This is a genomic window from Olleya sp. 1-3 (genome assembly GCF_002836085.1).
GTDB lineage: Bacteria > Bacteroidota > Bacteroidia > Flavobacteriales > Flavobacteriaceae > Olleya > Olleya namhaensis.
The window spans coordinates 82,592-106,205 of record NZ_PJBW01000005.1 but is presented as its reverse complement, the minus strand read 5'-3'; the positions used below and the strand labels follow the sequence as shown (position 1 = coordinate 106,205).

At 31.7% G+C, this 23,614-nt stretch carries 21 protein-coding genes; 19 read left to right on the top strand and 2 right to left on the bottom strand.

Annotated elements, in window-relative coordinates; genetic code table 11:
* Positions 1 to 2: 2 nt before the first annotated feature.
* The 19 genes from CXF54_RS06860 to CXF54_RS06770 are packed head-to-tail and all read left to right on the top strand — an operon-like array spanning position 3 to position 21,395.
* The gene (locus tag CXF54_RS06860; protein WP_101202968.1) at positions 3 to 1,220 is read left to right on the top strand and encodes a hypothetical protein; all 1,218 of its coding nucleotides are present in this window, start codon (positions 3 to 5) and stop codon (positions 1,218 to 1,220) included.
* 11 nt (positions 1,221 to 1,231) lie between these two features.
* A complete protein-coding gene (locus tag CXF54_RS06855; protein WP_101202967.1) occupies positions 1,232 to 2,221 on the top strand; it encodes a glycosyltransferase in 990 nt (329 codons plus the stop codon).
* Complete coding sequence (locus CXF54_RS06850) at positions 2,222 to 3,139, top strand: glycosyltransferase family 2 protein (RefSeq protein ID WP_101202966.1); 918 nt, start codon at positions 2,222 to 2,224, stop codon at positions 3,137 to 3,139.
* Entirely contained in the window at positions 3,136 to 4,041 is a 906-nt protein-coding gene (locus tag CXF54_RS06845; protein WP_157823410.1) for an alpha-1,2-fucosyltransferase, read from the top strand. Before CXF54_RS06850 ends, CXF54_RS06845 begins: the two co-directional genes overlap by 4 nt.
* Positions 4,042 to 4,047: 6 nt before the next feature.
* Complete coding sequence (locus tag CXF54_RS06840; protein WP_101202964.1) at positions 4,048 to 4,713, top strand: cytidylyltransferase domain-containing protein; 666 nt, start codon at positions 4,048 to 4,050, stop codon at positions 4,711 to 4,713.
* Positions 4,706 to 5,749, top strand: coding sequence for an N-acetylneuraminate synthase family protein (locus tag CXF54_RS06835; RefSeq protein ID WP_101202963.1), 1,044 nt, complete (start codon positions 4,706 to 4,708; stop codon positions 5,747 to 5,749). The genes CXF54_RS06840 and CXF54_RS06835 overlap by 8 nt, the downstream gene beginning before the upstream one ends.
* Before the next feature lies 1 nt (position 5,750).
* Positions 5,751 to 6,872 carry a UDP-N-acetylglucosamine 2-epimerase gene (neuC, locus tag CXF54_RS06830; RefSeq protein WP_198551049.1) on the top strand — a complete coding sequence of 374 codons (1,122 nt, stop codon included), beginning with the start codon at positions 5,751 to 5,753 and terminating at the stop codon, positions 6,870 to 6,872.
* The gene (locus CXF54_RS06825) at positions 6,869 to 8,254 is read left to right on the top strand and encodes a hypothetical protein (protein WP_101202961.1); all 1,386 of its coding nucleotides are present in this window, start codon (positions 6,869 to 6,871) and stop codon (positions 8,252 to 8,254) included. The genes neuC and CXF54_RS06825 overlap by 4 nt, the downstream gene beginning before the upstream one ends.
* Positions 8,245 to 9,333 carry a glycosyltransferase family 4 protein gene (locus CXF54_RS06820; protein WP_232782585.1) on the top strand — a complete coding sequence of 363 codons (1,089 nt, stop codon included), beginning with the start codon at positions 8,245 to 8,247 and terminating at the stop codon, positions 9,331 to 9,333. Before CXF54_RS06825 ends, CXF54_RS06820 begins: the two co-directional genes overlap by 10 nt.
* Positions 9,334 to 9,349: 16 nt before the next feature.
* The gene (locus CXF54_RS06815; RefSeq protein ID WP_101202960.1) at positions 9,350 to 10,783 is read left to right on the top strand and encodes an MBOAT family O-acyltransferase; all 1,434 of its coding nucleotides are present in this window, start codon (positions 9,350 to 9,352) and stop codon (positions 10,781 to 10,783) included.
* Positions 10,784 to 11,674, top strand: coding sequence for a hypothetical protein (locus tag CXF54_RS06810; RefSeq protein WP_101202959.1), 891 nt, complete (start codon positions 10,784 to 10,786; stop codon positions 11,672 to 11,674). It begins immediately after the preceding gene.
* Positions 11,671 to 12,825 (top strand): glycosyltransferase family 4 protein, encoded by a 1,155-nt coding sequence (locus CXF54_RS06805; RefSeq protein WP_101202958.1) that lies wholly within the window; start codon positions 11,671 to 11,673, stop codon positions 12,823 to 12,825. Before CXF54_RS06810 ends, CXF54_RS06805 begins: the two co-directional genes overlap by 4 nt.
* Positions 12,826 to 12,831: 6 nt before the next feature.
* Positions 12,832 to 14,364, top strand: coding sequence for a glycosyltransferase family 2 protein (locus CXF54_RS06800; RefSeq protein WP_101202957.1), 1,533 nt, complete (start codon positions 12,832 to 12,834; stop codon positions 14,362 to 14,364).
* Positions 14,365 to 14,367: 3 nt separating this feature from the next.
* Positions 14,368 to 15,360 (top strand): glycosyltransferase family 2 protein, encoded by a 993-nt coding sequence (locus CXF54_RS06795; protein WP_101202956.1) that lies wholly within the window; start codon positions 14,368 to 14,370, stop codon positions 15,358 to 15,360.
* Positions 15,360 to 16,481 carry a glycosyltransferase gene (locus tag CXF54_RS06790; RefSeq protein ID WP_101202955.1) on the top strand — a complete coding sequence of 374 codons (1,122 nt, stop codon included), beginning with the start codon at positions 15,360 to 15,362 and terminating at the stop codon, positions 16,479 to 16,481. The genes CXF54_RS06795 and CXF54_RS06790 overlap by 1 nt, the downstream gene beginning before the upstream one ends.
* 12 nt (positions 16,482 to 16,493) lie before the next feature.
* Complete coding sequence (locus tag CXF54_RS06785; RefSeq protein ID WP_232782584.1) at positions 16,494 to 17,612, top strand: glycosyltransferase; 1,119 nt, start codon at positions 16,494 to 16,496, stop codon at positions 17,610 to 17,612.
* An 8-nt stretch (positions 17,613 to 17,620) separates the two neighbouring features.
* Entirely contained in the window at positions 17,621 to 18,976 is a 1,356-nt protein-coding gene (locus CXF54_RS06780) for an O-antigen ligase family protein (RefSeq protein WP_101202954.1), read from the top strand.
* Positions 18,930 to 19,940, top strand: a complete 1,011-nt coding sequence (locus tag CXF54_RS06775; RefSeq protein ID WP_101202953.1) for a glycosyltransferase family 4 protein — start codon at positions 18,930 to 18,932, stop codon at positions 19,938 to 19,940. Before CXF54_RS06780 ends, CXF54_RS06775 begins: the two co-directional genes overlap by 47 nt.
* 60 nt (positions 19,941 to 20,000) lie before the next feature.
* Positions 20,001 to 21,395, top strand: a complete 1,395-nt coding sequence (locus CXF54_RS06770) for a sugar transferase (RefSeq protein ID WP_101202952.1) — start codon at positions 20,001 to 20,003, stop codon at positions 21,393 to 21,395.
* A 13-nt stretch (positions 21,396 to 21,408) separates the two neighbouring features.
* On the opposite strand, the gene CXF54_RS06765 is transcribed toward CXF54_RS06770, so the two are convergent.
* Entirely contained in the window at positions 21,409 to 22,587 is a 1,179-nt protein-coding gene (locus CXF54_RS06765; RefSeq protein ID WP_101202951.1) for a DUF4105 domain-containing protein, read from the bottom strand.
* Between the two features lie 14 nt (positions 22,588 to 22,601).
* Positions 22,602 to 23,588: a PorV/PorQ family protein gene (locus CXF54_RS06760; RefSeq protein ID WP_101203113.1), complete on the bottom strand. Its 987-nt coding sequence runs from the start codon at positions 23,586 to 23,588 to the stop codon at positions 22,602 to 22,604.
* Between the last annotated feature and the right edge of the window lie 26 nt (positions 23,589 to 23,614).

Sequence of the window (23,614 nt, the reverse complement as noted above, 5' to 3'; positions counted from 1 at the left end):
ATATGTTGAGTAATACATTAAAATTTTTAATAATAGTCCAAGATTTAAGGGTGTCGGGTACAAGTGAGGGTATTGTATCTAGATCTTTTATTGCTAATCTTAGAAAAGCTTATCCAGAGTCTATAATAGATTTGTTTTATGTAAAAAGCCACTCAACAAATGACGACTTAAAATTGTTAAACGTTAATTCTATAGAAGAGCATACGATTTCAAAAACAATTCCATTTACAACACGTTGGATTAATAAAATATATTGGCGTTTATTTCATAGGTCTTTAAAAGAACTTCATATTCAAAATAATTATAAAAAATTAATAGAAAAAATAAATTACAAGTCTTATAATCATGTTTTTGTTAGAAGTTCTGGGCTTGAATATGAAACAATATTAGCATGTCATGATTTGCCTATATTAAATGAAGCAATAATTAATTTTCACGATCCTTATCCTAATTTTTGGGATACGGGCTCTAATGTAGCCTTAGAATCATTAGAGCTTTTCAGATTAAAGCGAATGAAATATATCGTAGATCATTCTAAATTATGTATTACGCCATCAAGTTACTTGTCTAAAGATATGACGTTATTGTATGGGTCAAGTAAAGTTTTTAAAACATTGCCTCATCAATTTAATAAAACTGTCTTTAATCTTGAAGATCATAGTTCTGTAAGAAAAAAAGAAAAAAAATGTTCTATTTGTTACCATGGTACATTACAATTGGGTAGAGATATGGATATTGTTTTAGAGGCCTATTTGAATTGTATTAATAGGAATGATGATATTAAAAGAGATACAGAATTTGTATTACGCTTAAAGAGTAACCAATACGGGCGCTTAAAGGAAAAGTATAAAGCATTTTCTAATATTATTGTTCTAGAGGCTAGTAGTTTTTCGAATTCGTATAACGAACAAAATGAGCAGTCAGATGTCGTTGTCGTATTAGAAAACAACTTGAAGTATAGTAATATACTGCCAGGTAAAATCCCTGCAGCCGATGCTATAAATAGTCAGGTATTTAATGTGTGTCCAGAAGAAAGTGAGACAAGACATATAACAACAAGTAGTAAGTTTATTGCCACTAGCAATGATAAGTACGATATTACTAATAAACTAGAACAACTTTTAATAAACCAATTGCAAAACAGAGATGTTATTTCTCCATTTGGAGATTATTTTAGTGATAAAAAGTTTAAAGAACATATAGATAATATTATTAATTAAGGTTAATTATTATGAGAGTAGGTGTTAATCCTCAAAAAAAAGATTATAAAGTAAAGTTAGAATCTAATCATAGAATTATAATGGTTATTTATATCCCAGAATTAACAGGTTATTATGCTAGAATGCTTGAGGTTGTAAAAGTTTCTATTAAATCGTTAATTAAAACAATACCTAATACCTCTAAGATTACACTTGTAGATAATGGGTCTTGTGTAGAGGTTCAGAGTTATTTAATTGAGTTATTTAAAAATAAAGAGATAGACGCACTACAATTGCTGGCGACTAATATTGGTAAAATTGATGCTTTAATTGGTGCTGCTCGAGCAAGTCGAGAACCAATTTTGACTCTTACAGATTGCGATATTCTTTTTAAACCAAGTTGGGTAACAAAAACTATAGAGATTTTTAATGCATTTAAAAATGTGTCTTCTGTTTCTCCCATTCCTACGCGAAAAGGATTTAATTATTTTACCTACTCAACAAAATTAGCGATTCTTAAAAAAGAAGTAAAATTAAGTTTCCTTCCAATTGAAGAAAATTTTGAAAATTATAATCTATTTTTAGATAGTATAAATTGGGAAAAAGATATAGATAAAAAACAACTTTGGCCTGTAGTTAGTAGCAAAGGGAAAAGTGCGATTGTAGGAAGTGATCATCAGATTGTTACAGTACGTCGCGATGTGCTTTTTAATAATACGCCAAAAGAACCTTCCTATATTAAAGTTGGAAGTGAATCGGAACAAAATTATGTTGATTTTCCAATAGATTCTAGTTTTGGATTACGTTTGTCAACTTATAATTATTACGCTTTACACATGGGTAATAACTTAGAGGATTGGATGATTTCTATTTATAAATCTATTAATACTAAACCAGAGTCAGTTCCCGAATTAGGTTTGTACCCAAGTTTGAAATATAATAATGAAAGTGTTTTAAAGTATAAAATAATAAAAAAAACTATAAAAAAAATCTTTAAAATTAAAACACCACAAGGTTACTAAATGAATACATCTAAATTTTCAATACTAATAACTACAAAAAATAGGTTAGAAGATTTAAAGTTTACTTTAAATCTAATATCTTATTTATTAGAAAAGGATAATGTGGAATGTATTGTTTGTGATGATGGCTCAAACGATGGCACATCAGAGTATTTAGAAGAGAATTATAGTAATATACTTTTATTAAAGAACAAAGAGAGTAAAGGATTAATTTTTAGTCGTAATCGCTTACTAAGTAAAACAACGTCAGATTATGCAATTACCTTAGATGATGATGCACATATAGTTTCTAATAATCCTTTAGAAGTTATAGAACATTTTTTTTCTAACAATTCTAGCTGTGCAGTAATAGCATGTAGAATTTTTTGGGGCAAAGAATTACCTAATAAGTTAGCTCACGAATTAGAAAATACAAAAGTAAAAGGTTTTGTAGGCTGCGGTCATGTTTGGAGAATGGATGCATGGAGAGACATACCTAATTATCCAGATTGGTTTATTTTTTATGGAGAAGAAGCGTTTGCCAGTTATCATTTATTTAAAAAACGGTGGGAAGTATGGTATGTACCCAATATACTTGTGCAGCATCGCGTAAATGTGCGTTCAAGAAAAACAAATAAAGATTATGGGTTAAGATTAAGACGCTCTTTAAGATCTGGTTGGTATTTATATTTTATGTTTTATCCTATCAAAAATATCCCAAGAAAATTAGCATACACGCTATGGATACAGTTTAAAACAAAAGTTTTTAAAGGAGATTTTAAAGCATTGTTAGCCATTTTTGGAGCGATAATAAATGTTATTTTTAATTTACCTAAATTATTATCTCAAAGAACAGCTTTTTCAATATATGAATTAGATCAATACAATAAATTACATGATACTATTATCTATTGGAATCCTAAATTAAAGTCAAAGTGATAATATATTCTAACCTTGGTAAAAAAGGAAATCTTGGTAATCAATTATTTCAAATTGCCTCTACATTAAGTATAGCAAAACAGAGTAATCAGGATTATGGTTTTCCAGAATGGCAATATTATAATAGCTTTATAAATAAATTACCTTCCGTGCCTATTAAGAAAGAATTTAATATAATACGAGAAGTTGGTTTTGATTATAATGAGTTAATACTTCCAAACGGCGATTACAATCTAAATGGATGGTTTCAAAGTGAAAAATATTTTGATAGAGATAATGTTAAAAAACAATTTGAATTTAAGCCAGAATTAATAGAATCAGTTAAAGTAAAATATAAGAATGAGTTATCGAAAAAGCATATATTAATCTCTGTAAGAAGAGGTGATTTTGTTAACAATCCTTATTATTTTCAGTTAGATTATAAGTATTATTTCTTAGCAATAACAACGCAGTTTAGTGATTGGGAAGAGCGAAATTTAATATTTACTAGTGATGATATTAATTACTGTAAAAAACACTTTAGTTTTCTTGCTAATGCTATGTTTGTAGAAAAAACAACAGCAATAGAGCAGCTTGTTTTAGGCTCCTTGTGTAACGATTTTGTTATTAGTAATTCGACTTTTTCATGGTGGTTAGCGTGGTTAGGTGAAAAGGAAGACTCTAAAATAATTAGACCTATTCAAAATTTTAGAGGCAAATTTAGAATAGAGAATGATGATAAAGATTATTTTCCTGATAGATGGGTTTCATTTAATCCGAAAAGATTTAAGATTAACCCTAAGTTTTATGTCTTAGTAATTAAGGCGGAATTTCTAAAATTGATTGCTCTTTTTAATTTTAAAATAAATTCTTTTGTAATACATGGGAAAAAGAGCATAAAAAAAACACTTAAAAAATTTTAAAAACTATTGAAAACAATAGCAATTATACCAGCAAGAGGTAATTCTAAACGATTACCTAAAAAAAACATCAAGACACTTGGTGGTATACCATTATTGGTACACAGTATTAATTATGCAAAACAGTTTGTTTTTATAGACGATATATATGTGTCTACAGACTGTAATGATATAAAAGCAATTGCTTTAAAATTTGGTGCAAAGGTTGTCGAGCGTCCAAAAGAATTATCAGGAGATCTAGAGCCAACAGTAACCGCTTTAAAGCATGTAATAGAAACATTAGATAACACAATAGAAACTATTATTTTATTACAACCAACAAATCCGTTAAGGCCAAATAATTTGTTACAGGAAGCTTATACGCTATATATCAATAAAAACTGCAACAGTTTGTTTACGGTGAGTAGAAATTATCATAAATTCGGGAAAATTGATAAAGGTATTTTTAAGCCATTTAATTACAAACCTGGACAACGTAGTCAGGATTTAGAACCTTTATATTTTGAAAACGGATTGCTGTATATTACAAAAGCAGCATATATATTAAATAATAAAATTATTACAGAAGATGCATTTCCAATGGAAATTGAACATCCATTTGCAACCGTTGATATTGACACACAAGATGATTTTGATTATGCCGAATACCTTTATAATAAACACATAAATGAATAAACCATATATAGAAATAGCAGGTCGCAAGATTGGACAAGATTTTCCGCCTTTAGTTATTGCCGAAATCGGTATAAATCATGAAGGCTCTTTACAAGTAGCTAAAGCCATGGTTGATGCTGCACATAGGGCAGGCGTTGAGGTTGTAAAACACCAAACACATATTGTTGCAGATGAAATGAGTGGCGAAGCAAAAAAGGTGATACCCGGAAATGCGGATGTTTCAATTTATGAAATTATGGAACGTTGCTCTTTAAATGAAGTAGATGAGTTAGCTTTAAAAGAGTATGTAGAATCTAAAGGCATGATTTTTATTTCTACACCATTTTCTCGTGCAGCAGCAGAACGCTTAAAGAAATTTGATATTCCGGCTTATAAAATAGGCTCTGGAGAGTGTAATAATTACCCGCTTTTAGAGCATATTGCACAGTTTGGTAAGCCTGTAATATTAAGTACAGGCATGAATACCATTGAAAGTGTAAGTAAAGCAGTTGCTATTTTTGATAAATATAAAGTGCCAGTTGCGCTATTACATACCACAAATTTATATCCAACACCAATTCATTTGGTGCGTTTTGGTGCCATGATGCAATTACACGAAGCGTTTCCAGATAAAGTGTTTGGTTTAAGCGATCATACTTTAAACAATAATGCCTGTTTAGGAGCTGTAGCGCTTGGAGGTTCTATATTAGAACGTCATTTTACTGACCACATGCAACGTACAGGTCCAGATATTATATGTAGTATGGATGAAGAAGCTTGTAAAACACTTATTACTAGTAGTGCAGAGATGGCATTGATGCGCGGGGGAACAAAACAACCCGCAAAAGAAGAACAAGTGACTATAGATTTTGCTTTTGCAACCGTATGTACAATAAAAGGAATTGCAAAAGGAGAGGTGTTTACAAAAGATAATATCTGGGTTAAAAGACCTGGGACAGGAGCTATATTAGCCGATAAATTTGAATCTATTTTAGGCAAAAAAGCAACACAAGCAATTGCTAATGACCAACAACTAACTTGGAAAGATATTGAGTAATATAAAAAACATTGCCTTTTTAACAGGGACACGTGCAGATTTTGGTAAAATAAAATCGTTAATAGCAATTTTGGAAGACCAAGTGGGTTTTGACGCACATATTTTTGTTACCGGTATGCACATGCTTGAGGAATACGGTTATACACTTATAGAAGTAGAGCGTTGTGGTTTTAAAAATATTTCCACTTTTAATAATCACACAGATGAAGCTACTATGGATTTAACTTTAGCCAAAACCATTTCAGGTTTTTCGGCTTTTGTAAAAAAAACCAGTCCAGACTTAATTGTGATACATGGAGATCGCGTAGAAGCATTAGCAGGAGCAATTGTAGGTAGTTTAAATAACATTTTAGTTGCACATATAGAAGGAGGCGAATTGTCTGGCACTATAGACGAGCTTATCCGTCATGCAACCAGTAAAATGAGTCATATTCATTTTGTGGCGAATGAAAAAGCAAAAAGTCTTTTGAAACAAATGGGAGAATTGCCAGAATCCATTTTTACTATTGGTTCGCCAGATATTGACATTATGTTTTCTAATACGTTGCCAACAATAGAAACGGTAAAAACATATTACGACATACATTTTTCAAATTATGCTGTAGCAATGTTTCACCCAGTAACAACAGAGTATAAAAACATAAAAAGATATGCTCAAGATTTTGTTACTGCGCTTGTAGAGAGCAATAAAAACTATGTAATTATTTTCCCTAATAACGATTTAGGTAGTCAAGCTATTTTGGAAGCTTATAATAAACTAAATGGTCATGATCGCTTTAGGGTATTTCCGTCAGTTAGATTCGAATATTTTTTAACGCTATTAAAAAAAGCAGAATTTATAATAGGTAATAGTAGTGCTGGTATTAGAGAGGCGCCTTATTATGGTATACCTACTATTAATATTGGTACAAGACAAGATAATCGATCGGTATTACAATCAATTATTAATACTAGTTATAAAACTCAAGACATATTAGAAGCCATAGTTCAAAAGAAAAATAGTAGTCCAAAAGAGGAAATTGCATTTGGAACAGGAAATAGTGCGGAAGCTTTTTTAGAAACTTTAAAGCTTCAGGCTTTTTGGGATACTAACCACCAAAAACAGTTTATTACATTATCATGAAAACATTAGGACTAGTAATAACAGATGGAGTTGGTTTTAGAAATTTTATTTTAAGTGATTTTTTAATTAACGCCGAAAAAGAGTTTGATAAGATTGTAATTTTATCATGCTTACCAGCACATGTATATAAAGGACATACAACTTGTCGTATTATAGAATTAGAAGTGTTTAATGAACAATATAAGACTTGGTTTTTTAGAAAAGCAAAGGAAGTTGCGCATTTAAAACTGCATGCTAAAGATAATTTAGGTATTCAGGACAACTTATTAATTAACACGTCTAAATTAAAAACAACAAGAGGATTTGGTACGCGATTAATATATAAATTTACTAGTGGCTTTCATTCTGAAAAGCATATTCAAACCTATCAAAACCTACAAAACTTCACTTTTTCTAATAATAAAATTACAAAGCAATATCAAAATATTTTAAAAGAAGAAAATTTCGATTTACTATTTTTTACACACCAACGTCCACCATATATTGCACCATTAGTTTATGCCGCAAAAAAACTAAAAATTAAAACAGCTGCTTTTATTTTTAGTTGGGATAATTTAGCGTCTAAAGGGCGCATGGCTTCAAATTTTGACTATTATTTAGTTTGGAGTGACTTAATGAAAAGTGACTTACTTGAATTTTATAAATTGGTTAAACCAGATGAGGTTAAGGTTGTTGGGACACCTCAGTTTGAACCATATGTTATGCCAAAATATAAAATGAGTAAGGACGCGTTTTATAATCTATTTCAGTTAAACCAAAATCACAAAACAATTTGCTTTAGTTGTGGTGATAGTTCAACTAGTAAAAATGATGAATTGTATATAAAAACAATAGCACATGCAATCAGTAACAAAACAATTGAAAAGGTTAATTTAATAGTGCGTACCTCTCCCGCTGAAGATCCTGTAAGGTTTAAATCGCTCGTGGATGCGTATCCTTTTATAAAATGGAATTTTCCAAAATGGGAACAAGTCAGAGCTAGTCATCAAGAGTCGTGGTCTCAGCGTATACCATCTGTGGAGGATGTTATACAATTAAGAGGAATATTAGAATATTGTCATATTAATATCAATATGCTTTCTACGATGAGTTTAGATTTTATGTTGTTTGATAAACCTGTGATTAATACTATTTTTGGGAATGATGAAAATGGATTATATAACGATCAACGTTTTTTAGGATATGAGCATATTATGCATGTTGTAAATAGTAAAGCGTCTAATATTGTAAAAAACGATAAGGAATTAATAGATGCTATAAATCGATATTTATTTGATGATAGCGATTCTAAAAACCGTAAACAACTTGTAAATCAACAAATAGGAGTGCCACTAGAAGAAACAAGTGAAACACTAGTGAAAGCTTTAGTGTCATGGATATAGAACGACAACATATAGCTATAATCTGTAATTATCAATTACTAGAAGACCGTGTTGGTGGCATGGATTATTTTTTCTGGGCGTTTGATACGGTGTGTAAAAAAAACAAGATTAAAGTTGATTGGTTTTTTCCAAATCAAGCGACTCATGGTAAGTATAGCGAATTAAATATTATAGCTGATAAGACAAAGACTGTAGAGACTAATTTTTCTAATTATATATTAAATAATACAACCAATTATACCCATGTAATTACTCATTTTGTAGAGTTGTGCACGTCCTTTTTTGCAACAATTAAAAAGGAGCTTTCTGCGACTGTTATTGCTGTGGATCATAATCCGAGACCGTTAGATGGTTATCCTATAAAAAAGAAAGTTATAAAAAGAATAAAGGGTATGCTATATGGAAAGCATATAGATCAATTTATAGGTGTGTCAGAATATACAAGCGATGCTATTTTAAACGATTTTGGAAGTTTTTTAAAACCAAAAATAAAAACAGTTTATAATGGTGTTTTAATAGATGACATTGTCTCTAAAACAGATACAAGAACAAAAAGGAATCCTAAGTTTTTAGTTGTGTCTCATTTACGGTTTTCAAAAGGGATTCAAGATTTAATTCAAGCAGTAAGTGCATTGCCTGCTATTTTGAAAGATAATCTTTGTATCGATATTTTTGGAGATGGACCTTATAAAAAAGCACTTCATGATTTAGTCATTTTTTATAATCTAGAGCACGTATTTAGTTTTAAAGGAAGTAGTGCAACATTAGGTACAACATATCAACATTATGATTATATGATTCAGCCAACGCACATGGAGTGTTTTAGCTTATCTATTTTAGAAAGTTTAGCAGCTAATATTCCAGTTATTACAACACCAGTTGGCGGTAATGAGGAAGTGGTAATACATAACAAGAACGGTTTTATTTTTAAAACTAAAGATGTAAATACACTAGCAAAACTTTTACAAGCTATTATTTTAGGTGAAAAGTATATTAGTGAAAATACTAGGGGATTAATTGAGTCTAAATTTTCAATTGACAAGATGGTACAGCATCATTTTAACGAATTAAAGCAATAATTAGACAAAGAAAACAATGCTTTTTAACTCATTTACATTTCTTGTCTTTTTTGTAGTGGTCTTTGTAATCTATTGGTTTCCATTAAAAGATAAAATTCAAAAACAAAACAGCTTTCTGTTGTTAGCTAGTTATGTGTTTTATGGTTGGTGGGATTGGCGTTTTTTAGGTCTAATTATATTTAGTACGCTGCTAGATTATATTATAGGAAATCAATTAAGCAAACAACAAAGCGTTAAGCATCGTAAAAGCTTACTAGCTATCAGTATAGTATTTAACCTTGGAGTACTTTGTTATTTCAAATATGTTAATTTTTTTATAGAAAATTGGATTTCTGCTTGGGCTAGTTTTGGATTTGAGTCTAATGTTACATCTCTTAACATAATACTGCCTGTGGGGATTTCGTTTTACACGTTTCAAACGTTGAGCTATACGATTGATGTGTATAGAAGGAAAATAAAACCCATGTCTTCTTTACTTAATTTTGCCACGTTTGTCGCGTTTTTCCCTCAACTTGTGGCTGGACCGATAGAAAGAGCATCTCATTTATTGCCACAGTTTAGTGTAAAACGCACGTTTGATTATAAATATGCAATGTCTGGTGTGTATTTAATTGTTTGGGGACTTTTTAAAAAAATAGTAATAGCGGATACTTGTGCAACATATGTGACTACTATTTTTGACAATTATCAGACTATGAATACGCTTAGTCTTTTATTGGGAGCAATATACTTTGCTTTTCAAATTTATGGTGACTTTTCGGGATATTCTGATATTGCCATTGGTGTATCAAGAATCTTAGGTTTTGATTTAAAACAGAACTTTAATAAACCTTATTTTTCACGAAACATTGCAGAGTTCTGGAGACGTTGGCATATATCCTTGTCTACTTGGTTTAGAGACTATCTTTATATCCCTTTAGGAGGGAGTATGGTTAGCCCAATATTTAAAGTGCGTAATGTATTTATTATCTTTTTAGTTAGTGGTTTTTGGCATGGAGCAAATTGGACCTTTATTTTTTGGGGATTTCTTAATGCACTTTATTTTTTGCCCTTATTGTTATTTAATAGAAATAGAAAGTATTTAGATACGGTTTCAATTAATGCAGATAAAACAGGGGTGTTAACGCTTTTTAGTATTGTATCAACATTTTTATTAGCGACGTTTGCTTGGGTGTTTTTTAGGGCAAATACAATTACAGATGCTTTTTCTTATTTAGGAAGACTATTTACTAATCTTGAATTTTCATTACAATACTTGACTATAGAGCGTTATAATATAGAAGCACTTGTTTTGTTGATTCTGTTTATTGTTGTAGAGTGGTGTTCAAGAAATTTTGAACATCCTTTTATTGGTAGATTTAGTCATCTCATTTTGTTTGTAGTCATTATTTTAACAATTACCATGGGTGTTTATTCGGAGCATGCAAATTTTATTTATTTTCAATTTTAGATGAAAGCATTTATTAGAAATTTAGTTTTAATTACAATAGGAATAATTGTTTTGTTATACCTACTGGATTTGGTGTATACTAAAGTTTATCAAAATGCTACACCTAGAAATAAGACGCAGTATATTTTAAGTCTTGAAGAAGGAACCGATATAGATTATGTTTTTTTAGGAAGTTCAAGGACAGAGAATTTTATTATGCCATCTATTATAAAAAGCGCCACAAAAAAAGAGGCTATTAATTTAGGGACGCAAGGCGCAAGATTGGATGATATGACTGTTTTTTTAAAGTTGTTAATTGGTCAAAAAATTAAAATTAAAAGATTATTTATCCAAGTAGATTATATTTTCAATTTTGAGTCTAGTTCTGATATTGTACGGTCTCAAGCTTTACCATATATAAGAAGTAATAGTATTATTAAAAATTATATGAAAAGAGTTGATTCTAATTATATTAAAAACTATTATGTGCCTTTTTATAGATATGCCACTAATGATTATAGATTAGGCTTTAGAGAATTTTTTGCATCAACAATTAATAAAAAATCGAAAATTGATTTTAAAGATGGTTTTGTTCCTTTATACAACGCAATAAAGAAAGGTGAGAAGCATGCTGCAGGTTTGCCCGAGCAAATTATAAAGTCTAATAAAAATATTTTAGAAATAGAAGCATTGTGTCGCGTTAATAATATTGAGGTTAATTATTTTTGCTCGCCTTATTGTTCAGGATTAATATCTAATAACTACCTTTCAAAACTTAATGAGAAGTTACCTAATTTTAAAGATTTTTCAAGAGTAATTAAGGATGATAGTTTGTTTCATAATTGTAGTCATCTAAATTTAGACGGAGCAAAAGCATTTACCAACCATCTTATAACAGCATTTAATTTATGAAAATAGCATTCTTAACACCAGAATATCCACATGAGCGTATCGGTCATTCTGGAGGTATTGGTACTAGTATAAAACATCTTGCTGTTGCTTTACAAAAACAAGGACATGAGGTGTCTTTGCTTATTTATGGTCAGGAAGAAGATGTAACGTTTAGCGATAATGGTATTGCTTTTTATAAAATTAAAAACCCCAAGCTAAAAGGTTTGTCGTGGTTTTTAACACGTAAGAAAATTCAAAAGCTAATAAATAGATTGCATAAAGCGCAAAAAATAGACATAGTAGAAGCTCCAGATTGGACTGGTATAGGATCGTTTATTAATATTAATTGCCCATTGATAATTAGGGAAAATGGTTCCGATACTTATTTCTGTCATTTAGATCACAGACCAGTTAAAGCCATTAATCGCTTTCATGAAAAGCAGGCTTTAAAATCTGTTGATGGTATTATTTCGGTAAGTCAATTTACAGGAGATCTAACTAATACGTTGTTTAATATTAAAAGACCTTTTACTGTAATTCCTAATGCAATTAACCTTACAGACTTCACTCCGGAACCCATAATTGACAATGAGGAGTCAACTGATCATACCATATTATATTTTGGAACATTAATAAGAAAAAAAGGGCTTCTAGAATTACCTTATATTTTTAATCTAGTAAATAAAAAATATCCTGAAGCAAAATTAGTTTTAGTAGGCAAAGATAGTCCAGATATAAAAACAAAATCAAAATCGACTTGGCAATTAATGCAGCCTTTGTTTACGGAATCGGCTTTGAAACAAGTAATGTATATTGGGGCAGTACCTTATGCAGATATGAGACGACACATTCAGGTTGCTACACTTTGTGTGTTTCCGACATTTGCTGAAGCACTTCCAGTATCTTGGTTGGAAGCAATGGCATTAGAAAAACCAATAGTCGCCTCAAATGTGGGTTGGGCTAAAGAGATAGTTGATGATGGTAAAGATGGATTTTTAGTCCATCCAAAGGAGCACGAGGCTTATGCTAACAAAATTAGTGCTATTTTGAAGGACGCCAGATTAAAAGAGACTTTAGCTAAAGCAGCTAGAGAAAAAATAATTTCAAAATTTAGTTCAACGCTTATTGCGGAGCAATCTGTTCAATTTTACAGTAAGTTTATAAAAGAATAATTTTAAATGAATTTTACAGAATATATAGCTTCTAATGGAAGTGTTATTTTATATGTTGGTAACCCTGATGTGTTACAACTTGATGATTTGGCTAAAGGTGAAGGTGATATTTGGCATAGTAGCTTAGATCAAGGTTTTGCTAATATATTTCCAGATATAGTTTATCAAACGGTAACTTACTTTTGGTACGCTAGTGATTTTAATAACTTAGATAAAGCAGTGAGTTGGAGAGTAAATCCAAGTCAATTTGCAATAAGAAAAGACACATGGAATGCTTTGGGTGGTTTTGATAATGATTATGGTAACCTCCAAACAGCAGCTTTAGATTTTGCATTTAATGGGTTACGTTATCAAGGTGCTGTACCGCTGTATATAAAAGGTTTATTTCCCGATGTAATGGAAGATATTACCATATCTAAAAAAGAAGTTTACACATTTTATTTTAAGAGTTTTAAGCGCTCACACGCTATTTATATGTTGTTTAGAAAAGGGTTTTGGAAACCTAGTGAGTTAAGGGCTTATCATTATGCTAAGCAATTTAAATTGAATCCAAGAAAAAATGTGGTTGCGCCAAGACAGCTAAATGCTATAACAGGTAAACCAACAGTTAGTTACATTATACCCACAATGTTGCGACAAGATTTTACTTTAAACCTATTAAACGATTTAGAACATCAAACCTATAAGCCTAGTGAAGTTATTGTTGTTGATGCTACACCAGAGGTATCTAGGGATTATACTTTATATAACGAAAACAACTATTCATTTAAAGTGGTTTTTAAATGGCAAACAAGTAAAGGAAGTTGTCGCGCACGAAATGAAGCTATAGATTTATGTACTAGTGATTATATTGTTTTTGGAGATGATGATGTCAGATTACAACCAGAGTTTATAGAGAACCATATTAGATTATTGCAAACGTACAATGCGGAGGCTTGTAACGGACTAGATATAAGGGCGGATCACCAGAAACAAACTTTGCAGGATTTAGATGTTAAATTAAAAGCTTTTGATGCAGAACGCTGGAAGGTTGGAGCAGCACAATCTTTTAGTAATGCAAATTCTTGTGTTTCTAAACGTGTAGTTGACACGCTTATTGGTAACGATATTAATTATGATGGCGGTTATGGTGAGGATAGTGATTTTGGGTTAGCAATTACTAAACTTGGAGTGACCGTTTTACACAACCCTTTTTCAGTTAATTTACATTTAAAACCACCAATTGGTGGCTATCGCTTTTGGGGTAGTCAGGCAAAAGTAGTAGGTAAAAAACGGAAACAACAGCCTTGGGAATTAGATACGCCAATCAAGAAGATATTACCAAAACCAAGTCCAACAATTATGTATCAACTCCACAAACATTTTACGGTGCGACAACGTAGAGAATATAAAATTAAGTATTTTGTTTTTTATTTTACGAAAGCCAAACTTATCGAATGGCCCATTCGTTTAGTGAAATTACCACTACGGTTACTACAGTTTAATAAATCTGTGTTTTATGCCAAAAAACTAATAGCCTTAGGGACTCGAACAAAATAAAAAATGAAATTTTCGTTAATCATTTGCACTTACATGCGTCCAGAACCACTTTTAAAGCTATTAAAGTCGGTTAGGGAACAAACGTTATATCCAAATACTATTATAATTGTGGATGGCTCACTGGATACTAAAACAGAGCTTGTATTGGTTGATAATACATTTAGCAATCTGTATTATCATAAAGTTGATGAATCTAATCGTGGACTAACAAAACAGCGTAACTTTGGGATAAATTTAGTAGATGATAAGACAGAGGTAATCTGTTTTCTTGACGATGATACCATTTTAAAACCAAATTACTTTGAAGTCCTATTAAATACTTATGCAGAAAAACCTGATGCATTGGCAATAGGTGGCTATATTGTAAATGAAGTAAGTTGGCAAAAACAAACAACAAACAATGATGTTAATTACTTTTATTTTGATGGGTGGCAACGTAAGGAACCTCTGCGTTTTAAAATAAGACGCTTGTTTGGTGTGTTGCCGGATGTGCCTCCTGGTTTTATGCCTAGTTTTTCAAATGGAAGATCGGTTAGTTTTTTACCACCTTCCGGAAAAGTATATCCTGTTGAACAAATTATGGGAGGTGTTTCGTCTTATAAAAAGGAAGTGTTTGATATTTTAAATTTTTCAACTTATTTTGAAGGTTATGGGTTATATGAAGATGCTGATTTTTCTTTGCGTTTAGCTAAACAAGGCACACTTTATATAAATACAGCAGCACAACTAGAACATTTTCATGAAGCATCTGGCAGACCAAATAAATTCCGTTATGGTAAAATGGTTATTAGAAACGGTTGGTATGTTTGGCGTGTAAAATATGATAATCCAACCTTAAAAGCGAGGTTTAAATGGCATTTAACCGCTATATTACTAACTAAGGTAAGATTACTTAATGTTATTACAACAGCTAATAGAAAGGAAGCGTTTACTGAAAGCTTAGGTAGAATTGTAGGCTGGTTCTCTTTATTTTTCAATCCTCCAAAACATAAATAATGCGTTTTTTAATAATAAGTCATGTCTTACACAAATCAAATGGCCTAAAATGGTATGCTTACGCACCCTATGTGCGCGAGATGAATTTGTGGTTGAATCATGTGGATGAGGTTGAGATTGTTGCTCCGGTAACTAGTATGTCCCTTTCCGAGATAGACATAGCTTATAGTCATGATCATATTACATTAACTCAGATACCTGCAATAGCCTTTATTAATATTAGTCGTGGAATAAAGTCATTATTGGCATTGCCATATATTTTTTTAAAACTTTGGAAAGCTTGTCAGCGTGCAGATCATATTCATTTAAGATGTCCTGGTAATATAGGGTTATTAGGGAGTTTGATACAGTTTTTTTTTCCAAATAAGGTGAAAACTGCAAAATATGCAGGTAATTGGGATCCAAATGCAAAACAGCCTTTAAGTTATCGTCTTCAAAAAACGATTTTGAGTAATACAAAATACACAAAAAAGATGACTGCTCTAGTATATGGAGAGTGGCCCAATCAAACTAAAAACATTAAATCATTTTTTACAGCAACTTATAGAAATCAAGATCGGGTAGTACCTGTTATTCGTGATTATACAAAAGCGTTAGATTTTGTGTTTGTAGGGAGCCTGGTATCTGGTAAACGTCCGTTATTAGCTATTCAAATTGTGGAGCAATTATTAAGTCGAGGTGTTACATGTAAATTACAAGTGTTTGGAGATGGTGTTTTAAAATCGAAATTGCAACAGTATATAGATGATAAACAGCTAGAGGACTCTATTGTTCTGCATGGTAATAAAACTAGTGAAACAGTAAAAATAGCGTTACAATCTGCTCATTTTACAATATTAGCTTCTAAGTCCGAAGGTTGGCCCAAAGCCTTGGCAGAAGCTATGTTTTTTGGCGTCATACCTATTGCAACGTCTATATCTTGTGTGCCAAATATGTTAGACTATGGTAAAAGAGGTATACTTATAGCGCCTAATGTGGATGAGGTGGTTTCTAAAATCACATTAGCTTTAAAATCTAATGAGGCGTTAGTATCAATGTCTAAATTAGCATCGGACTGGTCACAACAATATACATTAGACCTCTTTGAAGAAGAAATAAAGACGTTAGTAAAAAGTAAATAGCATAATTAGTTTATGAACAAACCTTTAGAAAAAGATAGTGATATGAACCCTGTTTCTTCGGAAATGAGAGTATTACAGCTTATAGATAGTTTAGAGGCAGGAGGAGCAGAGCGTGTTGCTGTAAGTTATGCTAATGGATTGCTAAACCACGTAGGTGCAAGTTATTTATGCACCACTCGTAAGGAAGGGGTGTTAAAAGAGAACTTGAGTAAGGATGTCGGCTATTTATTTTTGAAAAAGACAAAAACATTAGATTTAAAAGCTGTTAATGTGTTATCGCGTTTTTTAAAAAGGAATAAGATTTCAACGATTCATGCCCATGGGTCTTCTTTTTTTATAGCTGTAATGATCAAAATTTTAAATCCAAAAATTAAATTGATTTGGCATGATCATTATGGAAATCGTGTTAATTCTGGTTTTTTACACACAGTTGTTTTACAAATATGTTCATTGTTTTTTTCAAGCATTTTGGTTGTTAGTGCAGATTTAGAACAATGGGCAAAAAAAAGACTGTGGAACAATAGCATTACTTATATTCAAAATTACCCACAACTGGATACCACTAAAAAAGTAACCGTTTTAAAAGGGGTGGCTCAAAAGCGTATTATTTGTTTGGCTAATTTACGAGAAGATAAAAATCATCCATTTTTAATTGAAGCATTTAGTCAACTATTAAAGTTTTATCCAGATTGGACGCTTCATTTAGTTGGACAGAATCATAACGATCAGTATGCTATTAATTTAAAGAATCTAATAGGTGATTTAAAGCTTGGCAATAACGTATTCATGTATGGTAGTTGTCCTGATATTTTAAATATTTTAAGCCAAGCTCAAATTGGGATTTTGTCTTCTAAGTCTGAAGGTTTACCTTTGGCTTTGTTAGAATATGGTTTACAAGGGTTAGCAACTATTACTACAGATGTTGGACAGTGCTCTAAAGTAATTACAAATCATGTTAATGGTATTGTAATAGAATCTAATGATAAAGATGCCCTCTGTGATGCTATTAAATTATATATAGAAAACAAAGACGTAAGAGCATCTTATTCTCAACACTTAAGAAATCATATTTTGGAGGTTTATTCAGAGACTTCCACTTTGAATCATGTTGTAACTATTTATAATCGATGATAATTTAAATGCAAAATAATTATTTAAAACTTTTAGGGATACATATTTTAATTGGTGCTTTAATTTACCTATTAAGACCTTTGGGTAATCTTTATTTTGTAGGTGTGTTTTTCTTTTTTTTTATAAGGATTGTTAATGCCAAACAACAACTAAAAGGTTTTGAAATTGTTAAAGCTTGTGCTTACATTTTAGGCGCTGAGGTTATTTTGCGTATGACGGAAAGTGGCCCATTTTACGAAGCCAGTAAGTATTTGGTCATTATGTTTTCTGTAATGGGCTTGTTTTATAATGGCTTTAACAAAAAAGCGACGTCTTATTTATTGTATATCGTGCTTTTAATTCCTGCGGTGTATGTGTCGTTGTATCTTTTGGATGTTGGAGTAAATATCAAGAAAGCAATTGCTTTTAATTTGAGTGGTCCAGTATGTTTAGGTGTCGCAGCGCTGTTTTGTTATGGTTTAAGGATTACAAAAACACAATTAGAATCTATTATTAATTTTGCGATTTTTCCATTAGTAAGCACATTGACTTATGTTATTTTATATAACCCAAATGTAGCAGCGGTGTCCACTAGTACAGGATCTAATTTTGCGGCTTCAGGAGGGTTTGGTCCAAACCAGATGGCTACTGTTTTAGGCATAGGTATATTTTTAATGACGGTTCGGTTTTTTTATTTTAGTAAAACCAAAGTATTGCGGTATTTGGATTTAGCATTAGTTTTATTATTTGCCTTTAGAGCAATAGTGACATTCAGTCGCGGAGGTGTGTGGACCGCAATACTTATGATTATTGCGTTTATATTTGTTTTGTATCGTACCATGGATAAGGCTAATAAAAATAGGATGTTATTATCTGTGATTATCTTTTTAGGTATTGGAGTTGCTACTTGGATACTTTCGGCTAGTCAAACCAATGGGATGATTGAAAAACGTTATGCTAATCAAAATGCTAGAGGTCAAGAAAAAAGTGATGTTACAACAGGTCGAGGCGATTTGTTTTTAGAAGAATTTGACGAGTTTATTGCAAATCCTTTTTTTGGTGTTGGTGTGGGGCGTGTTAAGGATTTAAGGTTTCAAAAAACGGGGATCCATGCTGCATCGCATAACGAAATGAGTCGTATTATAGCAGAGCACGGGTTATTAGGTGTTTTTGCTTTTTCTATATTATTAGTTGTGCCATTATTGTTTAGAATAGGAAACCGTAGTAATGTGTTATTCTTTTCTTTTTATTTATTTTGGCTACTAACTATTAACCACTCGGCCATGCGTATTGCTGCGCCAGCTTTTATTTATGCATTAAGTTTATTACATATTATTGATGACAAACCTAGTTTACATAGGAAACAAATTAACCAACACGGGTAAAACAGCCACGACTATTGATACTTTAGGCAAGGGTTTGGAAGACGCTGGTTTTAAAGTGTCTTATGCGTCTAGTTATACCAATATTGTATTCCGATTTATAGATATGCTTTGGACGGTTTTTAAGCATCGTAAAGCCACGGATTACGTATTGATTGATACCTATAGCACATTAAACTTTTATTATGCGTATGCGGTCAGTCAGCTATGTCGTATGTTAAAACTAAAGTACATTCCTATTTTACATGGCGGTAATTTGTCTAATAGATTGAAAAATAATCCAAAATTAAGTGCTTCTATATTTAACAATGCCTACGTAAATAGTGCGCCTTCTAATTTTTTAAAGATTCAGTTTAAAAACCATGGTTATACTAATGTTACAGTAATTCCTAATAGTATTGCCATCCAACAGTATCCGTTTAAACAGCGTACAATTGATCACGTCCGTTTGCTTTGGGTACGTTCTTTTTCAGAATTATATAATCCTAAATTAGCTGTTTCCATTTTACATGCCCTAAAATTAAAGGGTGTTGATGCTTCACTTTGCATGATTGGACCAGATAATGATGGCAGCTTAAATACAACACAAGCCTATGCTAAAAGTTTGGGTGTGTCTGTGGATTTTACAGGTAAATTAAGTAAAGCAGACTGGATAGCACGTGCAAAGGATTATAATGTGTTTATTAATACGACTAATTTTGATAATACTCCCGTTAGTGTTATTGAAGCAATGGCATTAGGATTACCAATAGTTTCTACTAATGTTGGCGGTTTACCTTATTTAATAGAGGATTCTATAAATGGCGTATTGGTTGCTCCAGAAGCTATAGATGCTTTTGTTACTGCTATTTTAGATTATAAAGACAAGCCTGAATTTTTACAGTCTGTTGTAAAACAAGCTAGATCCACTGCAGAATCTTTTGATTGGGAGGTTGTAAAACAACAGTGGTTGCTTACTTTAAAGTAAAAGACTTGCATTAATCCAATTACTTGTTATATTTGAATCAATTCTTCCAACTAAACAACAATGACTGATACTAGTGGTATTCACTTTGAAATTTCTGAACGTAAGATTCTACTGCGTTTATTTGATTTACTTTTTATAGGATTATCGTTATTTGCAGTTAGTACGTTTTTTGATTTTGATTACTTTAGAGTTTACGAGGATAACTGGACATCGCTGGTAGTATTAGCTATATATATTACCGTATTTGGTACAGTGTTAGAATTGTATGATTTACAAAAATCAAGTCGGTTAGATACGGTTTTAGGGACCGTGTTATTAACCACATCTGTAACGGTACTGTTTTATTTACTAACGCCTTTCTATACACCATCTTTACCAGAAAATAGATTGCAGATTCTGTATTTTTATTTAGCAATTCTATTTGGATTGTATGTTTGGAGATGGGCTTATATTACGTTTATTTCTTCTCCTAGATTTTTTAAAAAAGTACTTTTGGTTGGCGAAATTTCTAATATTAAAACCATTGTAGATGCATTTGCGAGTGCCGACCCTAATTATAAAATAATGGGGTTTATTAATTGTGAAACGGAAAAAAAACACGCTATTAAGTATACGGGGTTAAAAGAATATGCACCTGCTGAGATACATCAAATAATTAAAGATGAGAGTATTTCTGAAGTGGTTATAGCTAGTTATAATTCTGAAAATATCACGTCTTCAATTTATACAGATTTAATAACGTTATTAGAAAAAGGGTTCCCAATAAAAGAGTACACGCAAGTGTATGAGGATATTACGTTTAGAGTGCCTGTGCAGTTTGTCGGGAAGGATTTTTATAAGTATTTTCCGTTTAGCCGAAACAATAAAAACAAGTTATACTTAACGGCGCGACGTATTTTTGATATCATATTATCTTGTGTTGGAATACTCTTAGGTACGGTATTTTTACCTTTAATTTTAATTGGTAATTTGATTGGTAACAGAGGTGGTTTGTTTTATTCACAGCAGCGTGTTGGTCAAAACGGTATTCCTTTTAAGATTTATAAATTTAGAACCATGGTTAAAAATGCCGAACAGGGAGGTGCTGTTTGGGCGACTAAAAATGATAGTCGTATAACTAGTTTTGGTAAATTTTTACGTGTGTCTAGATTGGATGAAATTCCACAGTTTATAAATATTCTAAAAGGAGATATGAGTTTAATAGGACCACGTCCTGAACGTCCTTATTTTGTAGAAGAATTATCTCAAGTCATTCCTTTTTATGAAACGCGGCATATTGTAAAACCAGGATTGACCGGTTGGGCGCAAGTTAAAGCACGTTATGGTTCTAGTATTGATGATAGTTTGTTAAAACTACAGTATGATTTATATTATATCAAACACCGTAGTTTTTTACTTGATATTAATATCATTGTTAAAACGTTAAGTACTGTAATTTTCTTTAGAGGACAATAGGCAATCTAAAGCCTTATTGTAAACGATTTGCCTTGTAATATTTTAATAGATATACATATCTAATAGCTAATGCGATTAATAAAGGTAGTAATGCAGGAGCAAAGCGTTGTACACCAATAGTCCAATGCATTACCATTAGGAATAACATTAAAATAGAAAATTTAATATAGGCAATAAACCAATTTTTAGGCACTGCTTTTAAAAGTTGAGGTATACAGAATACACTTAGTGGAAATGCCCATAAGATGTTGTAATTATAAGCAGTAGCAGTATGATCTGTTGCAAACCAAAGTAAAAACAATAACACACCAATAACACCTGTTGTAATAAATAGTGTTAGGTCTAAACCTTTAGATCTGGTCTTGTTTTTGTTATCTGTATACGTTATAAAAACAATAATACCAGCTATAATGGTAAGCACTAATAATGGGCTTGTTATAAACGTACTTGTCTTATTACTGTTAATTCCTTTTTGAGTGTAAATAGTTTTAGAGTTAAAGACTACCGGTTGTTTGGTGTCTTTTAAAGTTGCTGTTTCAAAATTTTGATTAACATACTCTGGTAAAAACAGTTGTTCTCTTTGTGCTGCTGTGCGGTCTATAATAGAACCTAAGGCGATATCTATTCCAAAGCTACCCCAAGTATTCCAATGTAAATTACCGTCTATTAATTGTCTAAACGTTTGTTCTTGGTAGTCTTTTGGTAAGTTGTAGGTAAAATTATTGTCATAAGTAACTTCAACTGCATCTCTTATTTTTGTAGCACAATTATCATAGAAAAAATCATATAAATAGGCGCCTTGATTTTTTTTGTAATTGGTTTCTAAGTAATTATTTAAGGCTTGTTTTTGCGCAAATGTTAAGCGTAACTCTTGTTCTTTAACCGTACGGTCTTCTCTAATGTACAAGGCTACAAACCTATTGTAATCTGATTTACCTTGTAGGTAGTTTAGTTTTCCTCTTGCAAAGTTTAAGTAGAAATTAGGCGCATCAAAATCGTAACGACCAAAGTCATACGTGATATCAGAAAACCGAGATTTTACTCTAATAGCATTGTGCCCAAAAGCATCATTTAAATTATGTCCTGGCCCAATAGTAATAACACTAATAGTAGCATCTTGAGACAATGGAAGGCTTTGAGAAAACCCAATTGTTATTGTAAATAAAAAGAAAAATTGTAAAGCTAATTTCATGCAACAAAGATAACTTATCTAAAAACACTAAAGTCAAGTTTTAACGAAAACACATTTGAATAAAGTGCAACACTTTGGTCTCCAATATCCGTAAATGCATAATCTACCTGGATGCCTTTATATTTAAAGCCAACACCAAAACTGGGCTGAAAGGTTAAATCTTCAGAGTTGTCTATTTGTAATTCGTTTTGAAAATTACCTACACCTGTTCTTAAATAAATCATATCCACGTATCCAAATTCAAATCCTAGCGCAGGATTTATACTTGCAAAAGAGGTTGATATGACATCGTTATTTTGTTCGAACCTAACGTTTAAATCTAATTCGGCTTCTAAAGTATAGTCGTAATGGAAACGGTATAATTTGGCAATCCCAATTTGTAGTTTAGGAATCGTAATTTCGGTAGTTTCAGGCAGCTCTTGGTTTTGACCTTCTACTGCATTTTGTACTTTTGCAAATTCGTCTTCATTTATAGTCCAAGCATTAAAAGTTGTCGTTATATCACGTGCCATAATACCAAACTTCCAATTGTTGTCGCTCTGGAACTGTATGGCAGCATCTAAACCAAATCCCCAACTAGAAGCAAAGTCTCCGATAATACGTCTAATAATTTTAGCATTGACCCCATAACTTAACCCCTCAATAGGTAAATTTCGAGCGTAAGAAAATGTTAAGCCATAATCTGCTGTAGAAAATAAACTAATACGATCGTAGTTAACATTACCTTGTTCGTCAATAAGTTGTGTGGTGTCTAAAATGTCATCGACTGCAAATCTAATTAACGAGATTCCGAAAGCGCTCCTATCATCTAAAGGCATGGCAAAAGCAGCATAGTCGTAATTAGCAATATTTGCAAAATAACTAGAGTGCATTAAGGCTAATTGATTGTCTTCTAAATTGATAAGTCCTGCAGGATTCCAGTAACCAGAGTTAACATCGTTAGTTCTAGCCACGGTAGCGCTACTCATTCCTAAAGCAGCTGCATCCACACCAATATTCATAAATTCGTTTGAATATTTACGTGTTG

Coding starts and splice junctions, on each gene's coding strand:
- CXF54_RS06790 (WP_101202955.1), top strand. CDS start 15,360: ATGCGTTTTTTAATAATAAGTCATGTCTTACACAAATCAAATGGCCTA.
- CXF54_RS06805 (WP_101202958.1), top strand. CDS start 11,671: ATGAAAATAGCATTCTTAACACCAGAATATCCACATGAGCGTATCGGT.
- CXF54_RS06810 (WP_101202959.1), top strand. CDS start 10,784: ATGAAAGCATTTATTAGAAATTTAGTTTTAATTACAATAGGAATAATT.
- CXF54_RS06835 (WP_101202963.1), top strand. CDS start 4,706: ATGAATAAACCATATATAGAAATAGCAGGTCGCAAGATTGGACAAGAT.
- CXF54_RS06765 (WP_101202951.1), bottom strand. CDS start 22,587: ATGAAATTAGCTTTACAATTTTTCTTTTTATTTACAATAACAATTGGG.
- CXF54_RS06820 (WP_232782585.1), top strand. CDS start 8,245: ATGGATATAGAACGACAACATATAGCTATAATCTGTAATTATCAATTA.
- CXF54_RS06775 (WP_101202953.1), top strand. CDS start 18,930: ATGACAAACCTAGTTTACATAGGAAACAAATTAACCAACACGGGTAAA.
- CXF54_RS06855 (WP_101202967.1), top strand. CDS start 1,232: ATGAGAGTAGGTGTTAATCCTCAAAAAAAAGATTATAAAGTAAAGTTA.
- CXF54_RS06800 (WP_101202957.1), top strand. CDS start 12,832: ATGAATTTTACAGAATATATAGCTTCTAATGGAAGTGTTATTTTATAT.
- CXF54_RS06795 (WP_101202956.1), top strand. CDS start 14,368: ATGAAATTTTCGTTAATCATTTGCACTTACATGCGTCCAGAACCACTT.
- CXF54_RS06860 (WP_101202968.1), top strand. CDS start 3: ATGTTGAGTAATACATTAAAATTTTTAATAATAGTCCAAGATTTAAGG.
- CXF54_RS06785 (WP_232782584.1), top strand. CDS start 16,494: ATGAACAAACCTTTAGAAAAAGATAGTGATATGAACCCTGTTTCTTCG.
- CXF54_RS06780 (WP_101202954.1), top strand. CDS start 17,621: ATGCAAAATAATTATTTAAAACTTTTAGGGATACATATTTTAATTGGT.
- CXF54_RS06815 (WP_101202960.1), top strand. CDS start 9,350: ATGCTTTTTAACTCATTTACATTTCTTGTCTTTTTTGTAGTGGTCTTT.
- CXF54_RS06760 (WP_101203113.1), bottom strand. CDS start 23,588: ATGAATATTGGTGTGGATGCAGCTGCTTTAGGAATGAGTAGCGCTACC.
- CXF54_RS06770 (WP_101202952.1), top strand. CDS start 20,001: ATGACTGATACTAGTGGTATTCACTTTGAAATTTCTGAACGTAAGATT.
- CXF54_RS06825 (WP_101202961.1), top strand. CDS start 6,869: ATGAAAACATTAGGACTAGTAATAACAGATGGAGTTGGTTTTAGAAAT.
- CXF54_RS06850 (WP_101202966.1), top strand. CDS start 2,222: ATGAATACATCTAAATTTTCAATACTAATAACTACAAAAAATAGGTTA.